The following is a 19,935-nucleotide window of genomic DNA, read 5'->3' as shown; positions in this document are numbered from 1 at the left end:
ACCGCCATTTTGGATTATACAAATTTAACGCCAAATCATGAGTAAAATTCTGTAAATTTGTGTTTAAACATGTTAGCCAAAACAATGCTACCACGCCACATGATATAGGCTGTGATACACCGCCCAGACAAATAACACCGCAATCACCAGCAGACAGATACGCTCCCATGGCTTTAGGGCAAAACGCTTGCCATGATGCTGATAATGCGAATACAAAAACAACGCAATACCCGGCACATACAAAATCACCGACAACAGCAAATAATCCAGACCTGCGGCATAGACAATCCACGCACCGTATAAAGTCGCCATCAGACCAGTAAATTTGATGTACCAAGCGGCATTTTGTTGCACTGACAATTTGAGCAGATACGCACCGATCAGCAAATACGGCACCAAAATCATCGAAGTGGCGATCAGCAGCAGCACTTCATAACTTTTGCCAGTCAATAGCACCAAAAACAGACAAAACTGCACCACCAAACCCGTGAACCACAGCGAATTGATCGGAATGTTGTTGTGATTGACCTTATCCAAAATCTTGGGAAATGCACCGTTTTTTGCCCCACGATATGGCACTTCTGATGAGTACATCGTCCAGCTGATATAAGACGCCAGCACCGAGACAATCAAACACACCGTAATAATCACCTTACCGCCCGCACCCATCATCGCCGCAAGCAGCCCCGCCATAGACGGATTGGACATCTCAGCGATAGTCTGGCGTGGTAAAATGCCCAAAGACAGCACCGTAACCGCAATGTACAGCACCAAAGCGATGATGATACCCAGCACCGTTGCCAGACCGACATCACTTCGTTTTTTGGCATGAGCCGACAGCACCGCCGCCCCTTCCACGCCAGTAAACACCCACAGCGTGATCAGCATGGTGTCCTTGACCTGCGTGCTGACGCTGTTGTTTAATTGGCTGCCTTGCATATCTAGGGCAAAAGTCGCTGGCGAAAAATACCAAAACGCCAAACCGATAAACAGCACCAGCGGAAAAACCTTGACCACAGTGGCAATCAGATTGACCGATGCCGCTTCTTTGACCCCTTTGGCAATAAGCCAATGCACCAGCCACACGATTATCGATGAGCCGATAAACGCAGCGATGGTATTGCCTTGGCCAAACAAAACAAAATCATCACGATCGGTAAAAGTGCCAACGCCTTCAAACGCCACCACCAAATAACCGACAATGCCGATGGTTGCACACAGCCAATAGCCCCACGCCGACATAAAGCCCATCAAGTCGCCAAAGCCTTCTTTGGCATAAGTATAAATGCCACCATCAAGCTCAGGCCTTAGCCGAGAAATGTAAAAAAACGACAAGCCCAGAAAAATAATCCCAATACCAGTGATTATCCAGCCAATGATCAGAGCTTCTGCACCAGCGACTGCCGCCATGTTTTGTGGCAGGGCAAAAATCCCTGAGCCAATCATTGAACTTAGCACCAAGGCGGTCAAAGAAATCAGACCAATTTTTTTATTTGACATCGTAGTTATCCATTTGGGTGAAAATGTTTTGATAAAGCGGCGATATGATGAATGCCAATGCCGCAGCAGCCACCGATAATCTCTGCACCTGCCGCCGCCCAGCGTGTCGCCAGCTGGGTATAGGCATCAGGGGTGAGATCTTGACGCACTTCGTCCAAGCCGTCGTTGGCGGTGGCGTCTTTTGGCTGCGGTGCAAAGGCGTTGGAATAAGCACCTGTTTTTATGCTATGATTGTTTAATTTGTCTAAAGTTTGTCTAGCAACGATTAACGCCTGCTCGATGACTTCAGGCTGGCAACAGTTGAACAATATCGCATCGACGCCAAGCGAAACCATCGCTACCACCGCCGACGCCACCGACTCGCCTGAACGCAATGCAGGCTCGGTGGTCGGCTTGTCGTCTTGTAGCGTAAACGACACCCAAAATGGGCGGTCATCCGGCAATAATGGCTTGATTGACTGTGGCTCGACGATGGCACTTTGGGTCTCGCACAGCCACAAATCCACATAAGGCGATAAGCCAGCAATCAACGGCATGGCAACTTCTGCCACTTTGTCCGCTTGAAATAAATCAGGGCGATAAGAGCCAAATAACGGCGGCAATGAACCAGCGATTTTTGGCACAGCCCCTTTATCTGACGGCCGATTTTGTACCGCTGCCCTTGCCAAGCTGCCAGCACGCTCTGCCAGCATCTGGGCATCACGAGCAAACCGCTCATCGCCAAGATGAAACGGCACGATGGCATAACTGTTGGTGGTAATCACCATCGCACCACTGGCGATAAAATCTTCATGCACCTGCTGCACCGCACTGGGTGCTTCATACAGCGACAATGCCGACCATTCTGGCTGGCGAAACGGTGCATTCAGACGCATCAACTCACGGCTCATGCCACCGTCCAAAATTGTGATATTTGCCATTTTTCTCTCCCTAATCTGATTTTGCACATTTTTGATTTTGCACATTGGTAATATTAGTAATATTGGCAATTTTAGCCAATGACACCAAATCTTTTATAATAAAGCCTTTGCCCAGCCGATGACCTGTGCCACTTGGTTTTGATAATCGCTCATGCGGTGATCACCGCCATCTTGAGCCAGCACAAACACCCCTTTGTCAGTATAAAAATCCTGCGTGGCGTATGCGTCCAAAAGCTCATCACCAAGTTTTAATAATACTTTGATTTTATTGGGATTTTTGACCATCAGGCGATGATTTTCAAACCATGCCAAATCCCCAAAACGAATCTGCCAACCGCCCGTTGTCGTATAAATCACTGCATCATCGGCCAGCACCGCACCATCAAAATTATCCGCCAAAAATCGGCGAAAACTCAAATCAGGGCGAATGCTCGGATTGAGCAAAATCGCAGGTACGGCAGTCATATCCGACAATAAATTGGCAAAGTAGCCGCCCAATGACGAACCAACCAGCACCGTATCCGCCCCATCACCAATCAATGCTTGCAATAACGCCACCACTTCATCAGGGCTTTGGTTCAAATCAGGGCGGATCACCTGAATCTCTGGGTAGTTATGGCGGCAAAATTCATCGGTGATTTGTGCTTTGATGGCGTTACTGTCGCTGTCCAAACCGTGTAAATAAATCAATCGCATGGGCATTGTCCTTTTTTTTGGGTTTTGGTTTTGGTTTTGGTTTTGGTTTTTAACTTTTGGTCAAATGATAATTTGATGCTGCTGGTGAATATTGATAATGCAATTTAAGAAAGCTATTATAAACAATCTACCGCCCAATAAAAAGCACACAATCACTTTAACGATTGTGTGCTTGGGATTTATCATTTACGCTTAGAGCAGACGAGCAATTTGTACCATCATTTGATTGAAACTTTGTTCGGCAGTGTCTTTTTGGTGCTGCTGCACATCGTACAGCTTAGATAGCCCAAGTTGTGTCGCTTCATCAATATCGCCATCGATGGTGGTTAGGTAGGCATGCTTGGCAATCAGCTCATCGGCATATTCTGCCAAGTCGGTAATGGTCATTCTTGCCGATTTGAGCTTGTTTTGTAGTGCATCGCTCAACAACTGCCGTGAAAAACGCCGTGGCTGTCCTTGATAAAGTCCACCGCCACCAAATTTGCCGCCCAACCATCTGCCAAAGTCACATCATAGGACTTGGTGCCAACCACAGTCGCCAGCAAAATATCCGAGCCATCACGCAATGTCGCCAGCACCAAATCACCTGCCGATAGCTGATAAAAGGCTTGGATTTGGCGTTCTTGTTGCCAATTCACCTGCTCGTCCAGCTTGACCCAGTCTGATAACAGCCGAGCAAGCAATGAATATGCCGAAAAATCCAGCTGACCCCAACCGTAGCCGACACAATCTCTCTCAACCGCTTCGATGTCGGTGCGGATAAAATAAACTTTTGGCTTGGCAGTCATGGATTTGCTCCCTGTGCTGATTTTGGTGCAGTGGCTTGTCGGACGATATAGAAGCGATCTTCTTCGCTATCATCAAGTTTTTCTAGTAAGAGCTGCAAAGTAAGAATATTCTCACGATGTTCAAAGATTTTATTTGTCGCTACAGCACTATAAGAGTTTTTATTTGGGCCAGTGATACCAGTGCTTGCTCTAAATCTTTCATAATAAGAATACCGTCCCATGTTGTGAGAGAAAGGATCTTTTATATAAACATCTGAAGATGATGACTTCATCTCGTGGATAAGCTTGCTATAACCAGCGTATCTACAGTTATTGATGATAATCTTGCTACCCGTATTATCCAAGGTCTCACGAGTAGCAGTTTTATAGGTGGGCTCTCGACCATTGGCGGTTAATACCGTGCCTGTCTGTTCTTGCTCCCATGCTACACAATTATTGACTCGCAGCTGTTCAAACTCAAATACTGTCGGCAGCCGCCAATCGCTATAACCAGCAAAGTTTTGACCATTAATAAACTGTGCAATATAAATTTCGGTATCTTTAGCATTCAGGCTAATTGGATATGATGATTCACAAACATATTCCCCATATTCCCCAGATGATCTATTCAACTTCCAACCCTGACTAACTGCACAGACATACCACATCAGACCTGTATCAGTATCGTGATATAGCCCTTTATGCCCATCGCTAAGGCTTTGTTTTTTGGTGCCAGTATGAACGATACCCTTTGGCACATCATTGACAATCTGCTTAACTTGCTGCTTAATATCTCTGTGGATTGCATTGACTGTCTCACAGCCAGCCATTGCCACCACCAATGCCGTTAGCATCAGTCCTTTTAACAACCTCACAACTCACCTCCAACTCTAATTTCTAATTCCAAAAAAAATTCACTACAAGTTGTTTTACCTTCTCTGACAAGAGAAGGTAAAAAGTAGTATACTACTTTTGAATTTTTTTACTTTTTCTAAATAAATTGTGATGGCAGTTTTTGGCTGTTTTGATTTTTATTTTTAGGAAAGATAATAAGCAATCAAAAAGAAAGGATAAATAGCAAAAACCCCCGCACTCTCGTACGGGGGTCTGAAATAAGGTGCTGACGATGACCTACTCTCACATGGGCGAACCACACTACCATCGGCGCTAAGACGTTTCACTTCTGAGTTCGGGAAGGGATCAGGTGGTTCCATCTTGCTATTGTCGTCAGCGTAAAAGGATTAACAACGCTGCTTATGAGTCTGTTATTTAATTTTTACTTTAAATTGTTATCTTTTTAAAGCTATTCAAGATTGATTCAAGCTTGCTAGGTAAAATCTTTACACTTTATCATACTAAACCACTTGGGTGTTGTATGGTCAAGCCAAACGAGCAATTAGTATTGGTTAGCTACACGTATCACTACGCTTCCACACCCAACCTATCAACGTCGTAGTCTACAACGGCTCTTTAGGGAAATCTTATCTTGAGGTGGGCTTCCCGCTTAGATGCTTTCAGCGGTTATCCCATCCGAACGTAGCTACCCGGCAATGCCACTGGCGTGACAACCGGAACACCAGAGGTTCGTCCACTCTGGTCCTCTCGTACTAGGAGCAGATCCTCTCAAATTTCCAACGCCCACGGTAGATAGGGACCGAACTGTCTCACGACGTTCTAAACCCAGCTCGCGTACCTCTTTAAATGGCGAACAGCCATACCCTTGGGACCTGCTTCAGCCCCAGGATGAGATGAGCCGACATCGAGGTGCCAAACACCGCCGTCGATATGAACTCTTGGGCGGTATCAGCCTGTTATCCCCAGAGTACCTTTTATCCGTTGAGCGATGGCCCTTCCATACAGAACCACCGGATCACTAAGACCTACTTTCGTACCTGCTCGACTTGTGGGTCTCGCAGTTAAGCGCGCTTTTGCCTTTATACTCTTTGAACGATTTCCGACCGTTCTGAGCGCACCTTCGTACTCCTCCGTTACTCTTTAGGAGGAGACCGCCCCAGTCAAACTACCCACCATACATTGTCCTCGATATTGTGATATCTGAGTTAGAACCCCAACATAACCAGGGTGGTATTTCAAGGTTGGCTCCATGGCAACTGGCGTCGCCACTTCAAAGCCTCCCACCTATCCTACACAAGTTAGGTCAAAGTTCAATGTAAAGCTGTAGTAAAGGTTCACGGGGTCTTTCCGTCTAGCCGCGGGTACACAGCATCTTCACTGCGATTTCGATTTCACTGAGTCTCTGCTGGAGACAGCGCTGCCATCATTATGCCATTCGTGCAGGTCGGAACTTACCCGACAAGGAATTTCGCTACCTTAGGACCGTTATAGTTACGGCCGCCGTTTACTGGGGCTTCGATCAAGAGCTTCGCATACGCTAACCCCATCAATTAACCTTCCAGCACCGGGCAGGCATCACACCCTATACGTCCACTTTCGTGTTTGCAGAGTGCTGTGTTTTTAATAAACAGTTGCAGCAGCCTGGTATCTGCGACTGCCAACAGCTTACACCGCAAGGGTTTCACCGTCGGCAGCGTACCTTCTCCCGAAGTTACGGTACCATTTTGCCTAGTTCCTTCAGCAGAGTTCTCTCAAGCGCCTTGGTATTCTCTACCTGACCACCTGTGTCGGTTTCGGGTACGATTTGTTTATAACTATCGCTTAGAAGCTTTTCCTGGAAGCATGGTATTTGCCACTTCGCCAGTAAACTGGCTTGCTATCAGATCTCAGTAATAGTCTAGCGGATTTGCCTACTAAACCTACCTACATCCTTCCACCTGGACAACCATCGCCAGGCTGGCATAACCTTCTCCGTCCCTCCATCGCATCATAAACAAGTATCGGAATATTAACCGATTTCCCATCGACTACGCCTTTCGGCCTCGCCTTAGGGGTCGACTCACCCAGCCCCGATTAACGTTGGACTGGAACCCTTGGTCTTCCGGCGAACGGGCTTTTCACCCGTTTTGTCGTTACTCACGTCAGCATTCGCTCTTGTGATACCTCCAGCATACCTTACGATACACCTTCACAGGCTTACACAACGCTCCCCTACCACTTAATTGAAACAATTAAATCCGCAGCTTCGGCTCCTAGTTTGAGCCCCGTTACATCTTCCGCGCAGGCCGACTCGACTAGTGAGCTATTACGCTTTCTTTAAAGGGTGGCTGCTTCTAAGCCAACCTCCTAGCTGTCTGTGCCTTCCCACATCGTTTCCCACTTAACTAGGAATTTGGGGCCTTAGCTGGCGGTCTGGGTTGTTTCCCTCTTGACGACGGACGTTAGCACCCGCCGTCTGTCTCCCGGATATTACTCATCGGTATTCGGAGTTTGCATCGGTTTGGTAAGTCGGGATGACCCCCTAGCCGAAACAGTGCTCTACCCCCAATGGTATTCGTCCGAGGCGCTACCTAAATAGCTTTCGGGGAGAACCAGCTATCACCGAGTTTGATTAGCCTTTCACCCCTATCCACAAGTCATCCCCTACCTTTTCAACGGGAGTGGGTTCGGTCCTCCGGTGCCTGTTACGGCACTTTCAACCTGCTCATGGATAGATCACTCGGTTTCGGGTCTATACCCTGCAACTAAACGCCCTATTAAGACTCGGTTTCCCTACGGCTCCCCTATACGGTTAACCTTGCTACAGAATATAAGTCGCTGACCCATTATACAAAAGGTACGCCGTCACGGAACAAGTCCGCTCCGACTGCTTGTATGCACACGGTTTCAGGTTCTATTTCACTCCCCTAACAGGGGTTCTTTTCGCCTTTCCCTCACGGTACTGGTTCACTATCGGTCAGTCAGGAGTATTTAGCCTTGGAGGATGGTCCCCCCATCTTCAGACAGAATTTCTCGTGTTCCGCCCTACTTAATATGTCGCTTAAACAGTTTCGCATACAGGACTATCACCTACTATGGTTGGCTTTCCCACGCCATTTTGCTACTGTTTAATTGATCGGCTCCTCCCCGTTCGCTCGCCGCTACTTGGGGAATCTCAATTGATGTCTTTTCCTCGGGGTACTGAGATGTTTCACTTCTCCCGGTTTGCCTCATAAAATAAATTATGATACCTAAGTTATCTTAGGTGGGTTTCCCCATTCAGAAATCGCCGGGTCACAGGATATTGCCACCTCACCGACGCTTATCGCAGGCTATCACGTCTTTCATCGCCTCTGACTGCCAAGGCATCCACCATGTGCACTTCATTACTTGACCATACAACCCCAAAGGGTCTTTAATGTATGGGTAATGTGTAACGATTCACCTATGTTTACGCTTGATTCAGTTCTCTTTACTTTAGCTAAGTACATTTTGGGGTGTACTTAGCATGGTTAATAAATTACGTTGGATAATTTATTAACCCAGACTCATAATCATGTTGTTAAATAATAATATAAACTTCGTCAGTTTATAAAGTTAAAGCATAGATAAGAAATCTTTCTTAAATCGCTTATGTATGCTTGATGTTTAATGATTGGTGGAGCCAAGGAGAGTCGAACTCCTGACCTCCTGCGTGCAAGGCAGGCGCTCTACCAACTGAGCTATGGCCCCATAAATGGTGGGTCTAATAAGACTTGAACTTATGACCCCCGCGTTATCAACACGGTGCTCTAACCAACTGAGCTATAGACCCGTTTTAAACATCTTACTAAAGAACAACTTGTTGTGAATTCTTGCCAATCAGATATCTTCGTTAAGGAGGTGATCCAGCCGCAGGTTCCCCTACGGCTACCTTGTTACGACTTCACCCCAGTCATCGACCCCACCGTGGTGATCGCCCTCTTGCGTTAGGCTAACCACTTCTGGTGAGATCAACTCCCATGGTGTGACGGGCGGTGTGTACAAGGCCCGGGAACGTATTCACCGCAGCATTCTGATCTGCGATTACTAGCGATTCCGACTTCATGGAGTCGAGTTGCAGACTCCAATCCGGACTACGATAGGCTTTTTGAGATTGGCATCACATCGCTGTGTAGCAACCCTTTGTACCTACCATTGTAGCACGTGTGTAGCCCTGGTCGTAAGGGCCATGATGACTTGACGTCGTCCCCGCCTTCCTCCAGTTTGTCACTGGCAGTATCCTTAGAGTTCCCACCCGAAGTGCTGGTAACTAAGGAAAAGGGTTGCGCTCGTTGCGGGACTTAACCCAACATCTCACGACACGAGCTGACGACAGCCATGCAGCACCTGTATCACAGTTCCCGAAGGCACTAAGCTATCTCTAGCGAATTCTGTGTATGTCAAGACCAGGTAAGGTTCTTCGCGTTGCATCGAATTAAACCACATGCTCCACCGCTTGTGCGGGCCCCCGTCAATTCATTTGAGTTTTAACCTTGCGGCCGTACTCCCCAGGCGGTCTACTTATTGCGTTAACTGCGTCACTAAGTCTTCAAGAGACCCAACGACTGGTAGACATCGTTTACGGCGTGGACTACCAGGGTATCTAATCCTGTTTGCTACCCACGCTTTCGCACCTCAGTGTCAGTATGATGCCAGGGAGCTGCCTTCGCCATCGGTATTCCTCCAGATCTCTACGCATTTCACCGCTACACCTGGAATTCTACTCCCCTCTCACCTACTCTAGTTACCCAGTATCAGATGCAATTCCTAGGTTAAGCCCAGGGCTTTCACATCTGACTTAAGTAACCACCTACGCGCGCTTTACGCCCAGTAATTCCGATTAACGCTTGCACCCTCTGTATTACCGCGGCTGCTGGCACAGAGTTAGCCGGTGCTTATTCTGTGGGTAACGTCAGGGCTAATGGGTATTAACCATTAGCTTTTCCTCCCCACTTAAAGTGCTTTACAACCAAAAGGCCTTCTTCACACACGCGGCATGGCTGGATCAGGCTTTCGCCCATTGTCCAATATTCCCCACTGCTGCCTCCCGTAGGAGTCTGGGCCGTGTCTCAGTCCCAGTGTGGCTGATCATCCTCTCAGACCAGCTACAGATCGTCGCCTTGGTAGGCCTTTACCCCACCAACTAGCTAATCCGACTTAGGCTCATCTAATAGCGAGAGCTTGCGCCCCCTTTCACCCGTAGGTCGTATGCGGTATTAGCTTGAGTTTCCCCAAGTTATCCCCCACTACTAGGCAGATTCCTAAGCATTACTCACCCGTCCGCCACTAGGTATCAAAAGCAAGCTTTCTAACCTCGTTCGACTTGCATGTGTTAAGCCTGCCGCCAGCGTTCAATCTGAGCCATGATCAAACTCTTCAGTTTAATCTTGTTTTGCCTATGAGTTTGACTTAGTAAACTAAGTTAAATCGATAGGGCTTTAATGTTGGCTCATTTATCGTACTTACTAGCAAATATTTGCTCATCGTGTAAATGAATTAACTTTGAGTATTTTTGCCTTACTTAAATAAGTGTAATACTAAGATAAGTAAAAGTATCAATAAATGATAATATTTTTAAGTATCTTGTATTGACAAAAATCCACACAAGTTGTTCTTTAGTTTGGATTTTAAATAGTGTTGAACACTGTCGTCCAGTTGTTCAATGAGTTGCGTATTATACACGCTTAAAATTTGTTGTCAAGCGTCTTTTTCACTTTTTTTTAAAATTTTTCAATTTGATTGATTTGATGCAAATTGTCAAGTCAAATTGTCAAATTTTAAATCGGTGATCAATCAATTTATCTTAGGCAGCTTTATGATACTTTGTATGATAAAGTAATATGATAAAGTGTTAGCTAAGTTATTGATTTAGCAGAAGATTTTGTTTATCTGCTTTGCTTGAGTGGTGCGTATTATAGGTATCATTGTTTGTCTTGTAAAGCGGTTTTTTTGGGTGGTGGGGAGAAAGTTTGTAAGTTGTTGGTTTTTAGGGGGTTTTTGTTTGAAAAATTTGAGCAGTGATATTTGCTTGCTTTGTATTTATCAGGCGAAATCTGCTAAAATGGGTGGTGGATAAGGATAATTTAAGGAAATTTGTAAGATTTTGGTTGACTTTATATTTAATAATGATTATCATTATTATTTAAAAGCTATGCGATTGTGGCTTTGATACACTCTTATGATGCTGTCTTACTCCAACTTACCCCAAATTTTAAAGGATTAGTCTATGAAACCCATCAAATCTTTGGCCGCCTGCTTGGCCATGTGTCTGGCGTTGGTCGGTTGCAATCAACAAAACGCCCCTGAACAAGCAGAAAATGCACCAACGCCAACGCAGCACGAAAAACTGGCGGTTGTAACCACTTTTACCGTTATCGCTGATATCGCCCAAAATGTCGCAGGCGATGCCGCCGATGTTTCATCAATCACCAAAGCCGGTGCTGAGATTCATGACTACGAGCCGACACCCCAAGACATTGCCAAAGTGCAAGATGCGGATTTGATTTTGTGGAATGGGCTAAATCTTGAGCGTTGGTTTGAGAAGTTTTATCACGATGCCAAAGATGTGCCAGCGGTTGTCGTTACCGAAGGCATTACGCCAATTAATATCAGCGAAGGCTCTTATAAAGACACACCCAACCCACACGCTTGGATGTCGCCGAGCAATGCGTTGATTTATGTAGAAAATATCAAAAACGCACTGATTAAATACGATCCTGAGCATAAAGATGTTTATATCAAAAATGCCGAAGATTATAGCAATAAAATCAAAGCACTGGACGCACCGCTTCGTGCCAAACTGGACAAAATCCCACAAGATCAGCGTTGGCTAGTAACCAGCGAGGGGGCGTTTAGCTATCTTGCCAAAGATTATGGCCTAAAAGAAGCCTATCTATGGCCAATCAACGCCGAACAACAAGGCTCACCGCAGCAAGTCAAAGCCTTGATTGACACTGTGCGTGCCAACAAAATCCCTGTGGTCTTTAGCGAAAGCACCATCTCGGATAAGCCTGCCAAACAAGTCGCCAAAGAAACTGGGGCGGCGTATGGCGGCGTGCTATTTGTCGATTCGCTGTCTGAAGCCGATGGCCCTGTGCCGACTTATCTGGATTTATTACAAGCCACTGTCTCAACTGTTGCTAATGGATTTGAAAAATAATGAAAACCGCTACCATTGAAATTACCGATGTCTGTGTTCGTTATAACAATGGGCATACCGCACTGTATGATGTCAATTTGTCCTTACAAGGCGGCACAACCTGTGCGTTGGTCGGCGTCAATGGCAGCGGCAAATCCACGCTGTTTAAGGTCATCATGGGCTTGATTCGTCCGCAGTCTGGACAGGTCAAGCTCTGTGGCTTACCCATTTATCAAGCACTCAAGCAAAATCTGGTCGCCTATGTTCCCCAAAGCGAAGAAGTGGATTGGCAATTTCCCATCTCAGTACTTGATGTGGTGATGATGGGGCGATATGGCCATATGAATTTTTTACGCATTCCTAAGGCGATTGATAAGCAAAAAGTCGCCCAAGCACTGTCAAGGCTGGACATTGAGCATCTCACCCAACGCCAAATCAGCGAACTGTCTGGCGGACAAAAAAAGCGAGTGTTTTTGGCTCGTGCCTTGGCTCAAGAAAGCAAAATTATCCTGCTTGATGAGCCGTTTACTGGTGTCGATGTCAAAACCGAAAAAGCCATCATGGATCTACTAGATCAGCTGCGGCACGAAGGCCATTTGATTTTGATTTCTACGCACAACCTTGGCACGGTGCCAGAGTTTTGTGATCAAGTGGTGATGATTGACCGCACGGTTTTGGCGATGGGCAGCACCAAAAACACCTTTACCCAAGCCAATTTAGAAAAAGTGTTTGGCGGTGTGTTACGCCAAATTCGCCTAGCTGGTAAGGATTTGCACGATGATAACGATGAGCGAGCTTTGACCATCTTGGCAGACGATGAAGTGCCAGCGGTGTTTTATGGACATCAAGAAAATCACACTTCCTATAACCGCAAAACGCACCCTGCCGAAGTCAATACCAACGACACCAGCGATACTGATGACGCCAAACACACCAAGGAGTTGCCATGATTGAGCTGCTGCTTGAGCCTTTTGCTTATGAATACATGATAAAAGCCATCTGCCTAAGTGCCTTGGTTGGCGGCGTCTGTGCGTTTTTGTCCGCTTATTTAATGCTAAAGGGCTGGTCGTTGATTGGCGATGCCCTATCGCACGCTGTCGTTCCCGGCGTGGCGATTGCTTATGCGTTTGGCCTACCTTATGCTTTGGGGGCTTTTTTTTCGGGCATTTTGGCGGCATTGGCGATTTTATGGATAAAATCTGTTACCAAACTGCGTGAAGATGCGGTGATTGGTTTTATTTTTACCACTTTTTTTGCCTTAGGGCTGTTTATCATTTCTCTAAATCCCACCGCCGTCAATGTCCAAGAGATCGTCTTTGGCAATATTTTGGGCATTGCTGACAGTGATGTCTGGCAAGTGGGCATCGTCATGCTTATCTCATTGATTTTTCTAATGATTTTTTGGAAAGATTTGCTGTTGGTGTTTTTTGATGAAGTGCAAGCCAAATCGGTCGGCATCTCGCCAAAAGTCTTTAAGCTGCTGTTTTTTGGCTTATTGAGTGCGTGCGTGGTGTCGGCATTGCAGACGGTTGGGGCGATTTTGGTGATCGCCATGGTCATCACACCAGGGGCGACTGCCTATCAGCTGACGGACAAATTTCGTCCGCTGATTTTAATCGCTGGGGCAATCGGCGTCTGCACCAGCGGACTTGGGGTGTATTTGAGTTATTATCTGGACGGAGCAACAGGCGGCGTCATCGTATCACTGCAGACTTTATTATTTATTTTGGCGTTTTTATTTTCACCAAAATATGGACTTTTGAGCCAAAAACTTGCAAAATCGGCAATCAAATAAGCAACTAACTATGTCAAATCAACTGTTATCGTGGTTTAGCGAACCATTTGCCCACACTTTTATGCAGCATGCACTCATCTCGGCGGTGGCAGTTGCCATCGTCTGTGCCATGCTTTCGTGCTATATCGTGCTAAAAGGCTGGTCTTTGATGGGCGATGCCATCTCGCATGCGGTTTTCCCGGGCGTCGTGGTGGCGTTTTGGCTGGGATTGCCGATGGCGTTTGGAGCGTTTGTCGCTGGGGTTTTGTGTGCCAGCACGGTCGGCTATCTTAAAAACAACACTCGCATCAAAGAAGACACCTTGATGGGCATTGTCTTTGCTGGTATGTTTGCCATCGGCTTGGTGATTTTTCATAAGATTGACACCGATCAGCACCTAAAGCACATTTTATTTGGTAATCTTTTGGGCATCAGTCGCAGCCTGCTCACGCAGACGCTGGCGGTGTCGGCAATGATTTTTGCCGTGCTTATCATCAAGCGAAAAGATTTGCTGCTGTATTGTTTTGATAGCCATCATGCTCGAGTGGCAGGCCTTGCGGTGGAGCGGCTGCATTATGGTCTTTTGATTTTGTTGTCGGCGACCATTGTCGTGGCGATGCAGGCGGTTGGGGTAATTTTGGTGGTCGCCATGCTAATCTCCCCCGGGATTACGGCATTTATGCTGTGCAAACGCTTTGATGCGATGTTGCTGCTTGCCATCATCAGCTCATGCACAACTTGTGTGCTTGGGGTGATTGTCAGTTATCATTTGGACTCTGCCACAGGGGCGACGATTGTGCTGATGCAGGCGGTGGTATTTGTTTTGGCGATGATTTATCATAAAATTCGTTTGGTGCTTTTGGACAAAACGCCGCAGCCAATTTAATAAAATTAATTAAATGAAATTAAACCTTGATAAATACCCATTGAAAAACCTGCCAACAAAACAATCGGCAGGTTTTTTATTTTTCTTTTAATTCAATCAAAAGAGCAGTGGTAAGTTATTCAGCCACGCTCACTTTGGCATACGCTTTTTTGCCTGCTTGGATAACCACGGTTTGGCCAGCACTTAGAGCAAATGACGCATCAACCGTCTCGCCACCGACCTTGACCGCACCACGAGACAGCATGTCTTTGGCTTGGGCGGAATTTTTGGCAAGATTTGCCCCGTTCAGCACTTGGGTGATAAACAGCTTATCAGCACCATTTAGCGACAAAGTCACTTCTGGCAAATCTACTGGCAGCTCACCGTCTGCCAAGCGGTTGCCTGCCGATTTGTGGGCGTTTTCGGCGGCTTGTTTGTCATGAAAACGCTCAATCAGCTCCAACGCCAAAATTCGCTTGATTTCTTGGGGATTGCGGCCACCTGCCATCTCGTCCAGCAGTGCATTAATCTCGCTCATCGGCTTAAAGCTGAGCAGCTCAAAATAGCGAGGAATCAGCGAATCTGGCATGGATAGGATTTTTTGGTACATCACGCCAGCAGAATCGCTGATACCAATGTAGTTGCCCAGCGATTTACTCATTTTTTGGACGCCGTCCAAACCTTCCAAAATCGGCATGGTGATGCACACTTGGGCTTCTTTGCCGTAGCGACCTTGCAAGGTGCGTCCCATCAGCAGGTTAAAGGTCTGATCCGTACCGCCCAACTCCACATCTGCCTGCATTGCAATCGAGTCGTAGCCTTGCACCAAAGGGTACAAAAATTCATGAATGGCAATCGGCGTTTGGCTGGCGTATCGCTTGGCAAAATCATCACGCTCAAGCATGCGAGACACCGTCACTTGACTTGCCAAAGCAATCATATCGCCTGCGTTCATCTTGCCAAACCACTCAGAGTTAAACATAATCGTGGTTTTGTCTTTGTCCAAGATTTTGAACACTTGCTCGGCATAAGTCTGGGCGTTCGCCTTAACTTCCGCTTCGGTCAGTGGCGGGCGAGTGGCATTTTTGCCCGACGGGTCGCCGATGCGAGCGGTATAATCGCCAATCAAAAACAGCACTTCATGCCCCAAATCCTGAAAATGACGCAATTTATTTAGCACCACCGTATGCCCAAAATGCAAATCAGGGGCGGTCGGATCCATGCCAAGCTTGATACGCAGTGGGCGTTTTTGTTCCAGTTTTTTTATCAAATCTTCTTTAGAATAAATGTCTTGCACGCCACGCATGATTAATTCTAATTGCTCGTCAATTGCTAAAAAATCACTCATTGTCTTTGCCTTGTTGATGAAAATTGGTGAAATCTGGTAAAAACGCTGGCAGTTTGCCAAATCTGATTGCCCAAATTTAAACCCTTGATTATAGCAAAATTCGCCAAAAAGTCATCACACAAAGCAAGATTTGTCAAAAATTCATACCGCTTGTGGGCAAAATTTGCTATGCTAATCGCTGATTTTTGGACAATTTTGGGGCAATGATGACAACATCAGCAGATTTTTTGGCACAATTTGGGCAATTATTTGCAGAAGAGCACGGCAGCGGCGATGATGCACCGTATTTTATCGGCATGATGAGCGGCACCAGCCTAGACGGCATGGACGCTGTGCTGTGCCGATTTTTTGATGATGAACGCACGGTGGAAGTGCTGGCAAGCCATAGCCTGCCGTTTGCTGATGATTTGCGTGCAGCGTTATTGGCACTGACCACACCCAACGGCACGGCGGATTTTATCCAAGCCAATGGGCTAAGTTTTCAAAGCGAGCTAGATGTGTACGGCTGGGCAAGCGTCTATTATGCCAGTTTTGCCGCCCAAGTGGTGCTAGAGCTACTGACCAAAGCAGGCATCAGCAGCGAGCAAGTCGATGCCATCGGCTGCCATGGGCAAACGGTGCGACACCGTCCTGAATGGTCGTTTAGCCTGCAACTGTTTGACCCCAATGTGCTGGCAGAATACACAGGCATCGCCGTGGTCAGTGATTTTCGCCGCCGTGATATGGCGGTGGGCGGTCAAGGGGCGCCACTGGTGCCAGCGTTTCATCAAGCGATGTTTGGCTCACACGGCGATGTCAAAGCCGTGCTAAATCTTGGTGGTATCGCCAATATTACCCTACTAACCCAGCACGATGATCAAGACAGCTCGCCGATGGGCTTTGATACTGGCGTGGCAAATCTGCTCATGGACGCATGGATCGCTCGCCATACCGATATGAGCTACGACAAAGACGGTGCTTGGGCGGCATCAGGGCAAGTGATTGCCCCTTTGCTCAAGCTGCTATTAAGCCACCCATTTTTTGCCAAATTGCCACCAAAAAGCACAGGGCGTGAAGATTTTCACTTGCCTTGGTTAGATGAGATGATTGCCAAGCTCAACCACGCCTGCCCTGATTTGCGTTATAGTCCTGCCGATGTTCAGGCGACTTTGGCGGAGCTGACCGCCATCAGTGCCGCCGAACAAATCGCCCAATATGTCCGTTCAGGCACGCTGCTCGTCTGTGGTGGCGGTGCATTAAACACGCATCTGATGCATAGGCTGCAGGCACATCTGCCCGCCCTATCCGTGCAACCAACCAGCCGTTTGGGTGTGGCGGTAACTTTGGTTGAGAGTATCGCCTTTGCTTGGCTGGCTCGCCAAAATATCCTTGGGCGAGCAGGCAATGTCCCTGCCGTTACTGGGGCAAATAAGGCGGTAGTGCTGGGGCAGGTGTGTTTTTGATAAGTCTTGTTATATAAAGTTGTTAAGTTGCCAGCAATTTTATGGTGATTTGTGATAAAATGTTTATGATAGAATATTACAATACGCTGACAGCATGATTGTCTATGACATTTTGTCATTGCTCGCATCTTGCCCAGAGCCGATGCCTAACAATGAGCAGTTTGACAATCCGCCAACACGCTTTGTAATGCTTTGTAATCACAAATCAATAACACAAATCAACAAACTGGAGATCATACATGGAATTTCGACAACTGGGTTATTTTCTTCATTTGGCAAGCACAGGCAGCGTCAGCCAGTCGGCAAAGGTCTTAGGCTTATCCCAGCCTTCTTTGAGCCGTCAGATTCAGCAGCTTGAAGAAAACTTACAAGTTGAGTTGTTTGAACGCCATCATCGCCCAATGGCACTGACTGATGCTGGTGAGTTTTTGTACCGCCATATCAAGCAGCCGCTGCACGAGCTGGAACAAGCGATGGCACTGACTCGCCGACTCGGTGATGGCCGCCAAAACCGCCTAATCATCGGCTCGGTGGTCTCGGTGCTGTACGGACTGCTACCTGAAGTGATTTCGCAAATTCGCCAAGACATTGACGGTACGCACCCTGATTTTGATATCAAAGTCATCGAAATGAGCTTTGAACAACAAATCAGCGCCCTAAAAGCTGGCGAAATCGATGTGGGCTTTGGTCGTATAGAATGCGATGACCCACTGATTCAGCAGACTTTTTTACGCCATGAGATGTTTGTGCTGGCAGTCCCAAAATGGCACGCACTGGCCAAGCAGTCCACGCAGCCTATCCGCCTGTCCGATCTTGGCAATGACACGCTGATTTTGTACCACAAAACGCCCAACCCCCATGCCAGCTTGACCGAAAGCGATCCTTTGCTGCAGCTGTTTGAACAAACACAAACCCAGCCAAAGAACAATATCCGTGTGCGAGATATTCAAGTCGCCCTTGCAATGGTCGCCGCCAGCGAAGGCTTTACCATCGTCCCTGACAGCCTAAAAACCGTCCGCACCGAGCAGATTTGCTATTTGCCTTTGGCACACGATTTTACTTCACCGATGTATATTAACACGCTGGCACACAACCCAATTCCGCATCTGCAAACCCTGCACAAAGCGATACTCAATGTCTATCAACGCCATCAAATCCAAGCACCCCATGTTTTTGATGACTAAAATTCGCTGATGCTGATGAATTTTGTATTGTTTTTGTAACAAAAATCGCCAACACTATGTATGATGTTAATAACCATGGCGGTTTTTATGTGATTTTTTAAAATGATTATTCATCAATGGCATAATAAGCCAAAATCTCACACAGCTTTGCCAATTTACGCCCTGCCACCTTGCTGACAGGGCGTAAAATTTGCGGTAGTATATCAAACATCAGCAACATCAATAACATCGGTGATTAACAAACACCAAAGGCGAGCTTTTAAGTTTTTCATGAGTTTTTGATAAATGGTTAAATTCATATTTGATTGCATTTTAAATGCAAAGGCGAATTTAAATAAATAAAACTTCATCATAAACTGCCAGCCAAAATTATCAAAGGACGATTATCAAACAAACTGCGCAGCCGCTTATCCCATTTACCCAGCTTATTCAGCTGATTCAATAAATTACCAACCATCAATCATAAGGAATGTGAAATGAGTCAAAGTTCTGCAGGTCGCCGTTTTCGTGATGCCATCATGAGCGAAAAACAACACGCTCGCCCTTTGCAAATTGTCGGTACGATTAACGCCTACACCGCCATGATGGCGACGGCAGTCGGACACAAGGCAATTTATCTGTCAGGCGGTGGCGTGGCAAATGCGTCTTTTGGGCTGCCAGACCTTGGCATGACCAGCCTAAACGATGTGCTGACAGACGCAAGCCGCATCACCGCTGCGGTGGATACGCCGCTGTTGGTGGACATTGACACTGGCTGGGGCGGTGCGTTTAATATCGCCAACACCATCAAGCAAATGCAGCGTGCTGGCGTGGCGGCGGTGCATATCGAAGACCAAGTGGCACAAAAACGCTGCGGACACCGTCCCAACAAAGAAATCGTCTCAACTGCCGAGATGGTCGATCGCCTAAAAGCGGCTTTGGATGCCAAAACTGACCCTGATTTTGTGGTGATGGCACGCACGGACGCTCTGGCGGTCGAAGGGCTGGACGCTGCTGTTGAGCGGGCGGTGGCTTTTGCCGAAGCGGGGGCGGATATGATTTTTGCCGAAGCCTTGACCGATATCGCCCAATACCGCAAATTCACCGATGTGCTGGATATTCCTGTGCTTGCCAACATGACTGAATTTGGGCAAACGGACCTATACACCACCGATGAGCTGTTTGCCGTGGGTGTGGATATGGTGCTGTATCCTTTATCGGCATTTCGAGCGATGAATAAGGCGGCACTCAATGTCTATCAAACGCTCAAAAATGACGGCGTGCAGACGGCCGCACTGGCAAGTATGCAAACTCGCATGGAATTGTACGAGTTTTTGAATTATCATAGTTTTGAACAAAAATTGGACGAATTATTCCAAGCCAAAAATGCCTAAATTGACAAATCCGTCCTTGCCAGATTGGTGTGAGATTTGGGTAATTTGGTAAATATCGCTCTTGGTCAATCGC

General features: G+C 46.9%; 14 protein-coding genes, 2 tRNA genes and 3 rRNA genes. 7 read left to right on the top strand and 12 right to left on the bottom strand.

Translation table 11 applies throughout. The annotated features are described in order from the left end of the window. Positions 1-87: 87 nt before the first annotated feature. The 11 genes from ACFBZI_RS04035 to ACFBZI_RS03985 form a co-directional block, all read right to left on the bottom strand. Positions 88-1,500, bottom strand: a complete 1,413-nt coding sequence (locus ACFBZI_RS04035; RefSeq protein WP_375715148.1) for a basic amino acid/polyamine antiporter — start codon at positions 1,498-1,500, stop codon at positions 88-90. 5 nt (positions 1,501-1,505) lie between these two features. After that, positions 1,506-2,411: a homocysteine S-methyltransferase family protein gene (locus ACFBZI_RS04030; RefSeq protein WP_375716306.1), complete on the bottom strand. Its 906-nt coding sequence runs from the start codon at positions 2,409-2,411 to the stop codon at positions 1,506-1,508. Between the two features lie 102 nt (positions 2,412-2,513). Then, positions 2,514-3,116, bottom strand: a complete 603-nt coding sequence (locus ACFBZI_RS04025) for a YqiA/YcfP family alpha/beta fold hydrolase (protein WP_375715147.1) — start codon at positions 3,114-3,116, stop codon at positions 2,514-2,516. Between the two features lie 192 nt (positions 3,117-3,308). Continuing rightward, positions 3,309-3,542 carry a hypothetical protein gene (locus ACFBZI_RS04020; protein ID WP_375715146.1) on the bottom strand — a complete coding sequence of 78 codons (234 nt, stop codon included), beginning with the start codon at positions 3,540-3,542 and terminating at the stop codon, positions 3,309-3,311. Then, the gene (locus ACFBZI_RS04015; protein ID WP_375715145.1) at positions 3,539-3,904 is read right to left on the bottom strand and encodes a hypothetical protein; all 366 of its coding nucleotides are present in this window, start codon (positions 3,902-3,904) and stop codon (positions 3,539-3,541) included. Before ACFBZI_RS04015 ends, ACFBZI_RS04020 begins: the two co-directional genes overlap by 4 nt. Continuing rightward, on the bottom strand, positions 3,901-4,737 hold the full coding sequence (locus tag ACFBZI_RS04010) for an Lcl domain-containing protein (protein WP_375715144.1): 837 nt from the start codon (positions 4,735-4,737) through the stop codon (positions 3,901-3,903). The genes ACFBZI_RS04015 and ACFBZI_RS04010 overlap by 4 nt, the downstream gene beginning before the upstream one ends. Before the next feature lie 264 nt (positions 4,738-5,001). Next, positions 5,002-5,115 (bottom strand): 5S ribosomal RNA (gene rrf, locus ACFBZI_RS04005). A gap of 143 nt (positions 5,116-5,258) precedes the next feature. Next, positions 5,259-8,113, bottom strand: a 23S ribosomal RNA gene (locus ACFBZI_RS04000). 260 nt (positions 8,114-8,373) lie between these two features. Further along, positions 8,374-8,449, bottom strand: a tRNA-Ala gene (locus ACFBZI_RS03995). Positions 8,450-8,454: 5 nt separating this feature from the next. After that, positions 8,455-8,531: transfer RNA gene (locus ACFBZI_RS03990), tRNA-Ile, on the bottom strand. 61 nt (positions 8,532-8,592) lie between these two features. Next, positions 8,593-10,121: ribosomal RNA gene (locus ACFBZI_RS03985) — 16S ribosomal RNA — on the bottom strand. Together the 16S, 23S and 5S rRNA genes with 2 tRNA genes alongside form the textbook arrangement of a ribosomal RNA operon. Positions 10,122-10,964: 843 nt before the next feature. Here ACFBZI_RS03985 and ACFBZI_RS03980 point away from each other — a divergent pair. From ACFBZI_RS03980 to ACFBZI_RS03965, 4 genes are read left to right on the top strand one after another with little or no spacing between them, the layout of a single operon-like run. After that, positions 10,965-11,897: a metal ABC transporter substrate-binding protein gene (locus tag ACFBZI_RS03980; RefSeq protein WP_375715143.1), complete on the top strand. Its 933-nt coding sequence runs from the start codon at positions 10,965-10,967 to the stop codon at positions 11,895-11,897. Then, positions 11,897-12,826: a metal ABC transporter ATP-binding protein gene (locus tag ACFBZI_RS03975; RefSeq protein ID WP_375715142.1), complete on the top strand. Its 930-nt coding sequence runs from the start codon at positions 11,897-11,899 to the stop codon at positions 12,824-12,826. The genes ACFBZI_RS03980 and ACFBZI_RS03975 overlap by 1 nt, the downstream gene beginning before the upstream one ends. Continuing rightward, entirely contained in the window at positions 12,823-13,671 is an 849-nt protein-coding gene (locus tag ACFBZI_RS03970; protein WP_375715141.1) for a metal ABC transporter permease, read from the top strand. Before ACFBZI_RS03975 ends, ACFBZI_RS03970 begins: the two co-directional genes overlap by 4 nt. A gap of 10 nt (positions 13,672-13,681) precedes the next feature. Next, complete coding sequence (locus ACFBZI_RS03965) at positions 13,682-14,536, top strand: metal ABC transporter permease (protein WP_375715140.1); 855 nt, start codon at positions 13,682-13,684, stop codon at positions 14,534-14,536. Between the two features lie 115 nt (positions 14,537-14,651). Here ACFBZI_RS03965 and tyrS read toward each other — a convergent pair whose 3' ends face one another. Beyond that, the gene (tyrS, locus tag ACFBZI_RS03960; protein WP_375715139.1) at positions 14,652-15,863 is read right to left on the bottom strand and encodes a tyrosine--tRNA ligase; all 1,212 of its coding nucleotides are present in this window, start codon (positions 15,861-15,863) and stop codon (positions 14,652-14,654) included. Positions 15,864-16,069: 206 nt separating this feature from the next. Here tyrS and ACFBZI_RS03955 point away from each other — a divergent pair, with 206 nt between their 5' ends. The 3 genes from ACFBZI_RS03955 (at position 16,070) to prpB (ending at position 19,862) form a co-directional block, all read left to right on the top strand. Then, a complete protein-coding gene (locus ACFBZI_RS03955; protein ID WP_375715138.1) occupies positions 16,070-17,305 on the top strand; it encodes an anhydro-N-acetylmuramic acid kinase in 1,236 nt (411 codons plus the stop codon). Positions 17,306-17,544: 239 nt separating this feature from the next. Next, positions 17,545-18,489, top strand: coding sequence for a LysR family transcriptional regulator (locus ACFBZI_RS03950; protein ID WP_375715137.1), 945 nt, complete (start codon positions 17,545-17,547; stop codon positions 18,487-18,489). Positions 18,490-18,965: 476 nt separating this feature from the next. Further along, complete coding sequence (gene prpB / locus ACFBZI_RS03945; RefSeq protein WP_375715136.1) at positions 18,966-19,862, top strand: methylisocitrate lyase; 897 nt, start codon at positions 18,966-18,968, stop codon at positions 19,860-19,862. The last annotated feature ends 73 nt before the right edge of the window (positions 19,863-19,935 follow it).

This window comes from Moraxella marmotae (assembly GCF_042219885.1).
In the GTDB taxonomy this organism is placed as follows: Bacteria; Pseudomonadota; Gammaproteobacteria; order Pseudomonadales; family Moraxellaceae; genus Moraxella; species Moraxella marmotae.
The sequence above is the reverse complement of the archived record's forward strand: the minus strand, read 5'-3'. Positions and strand labels throughout refer to the sequence as shown.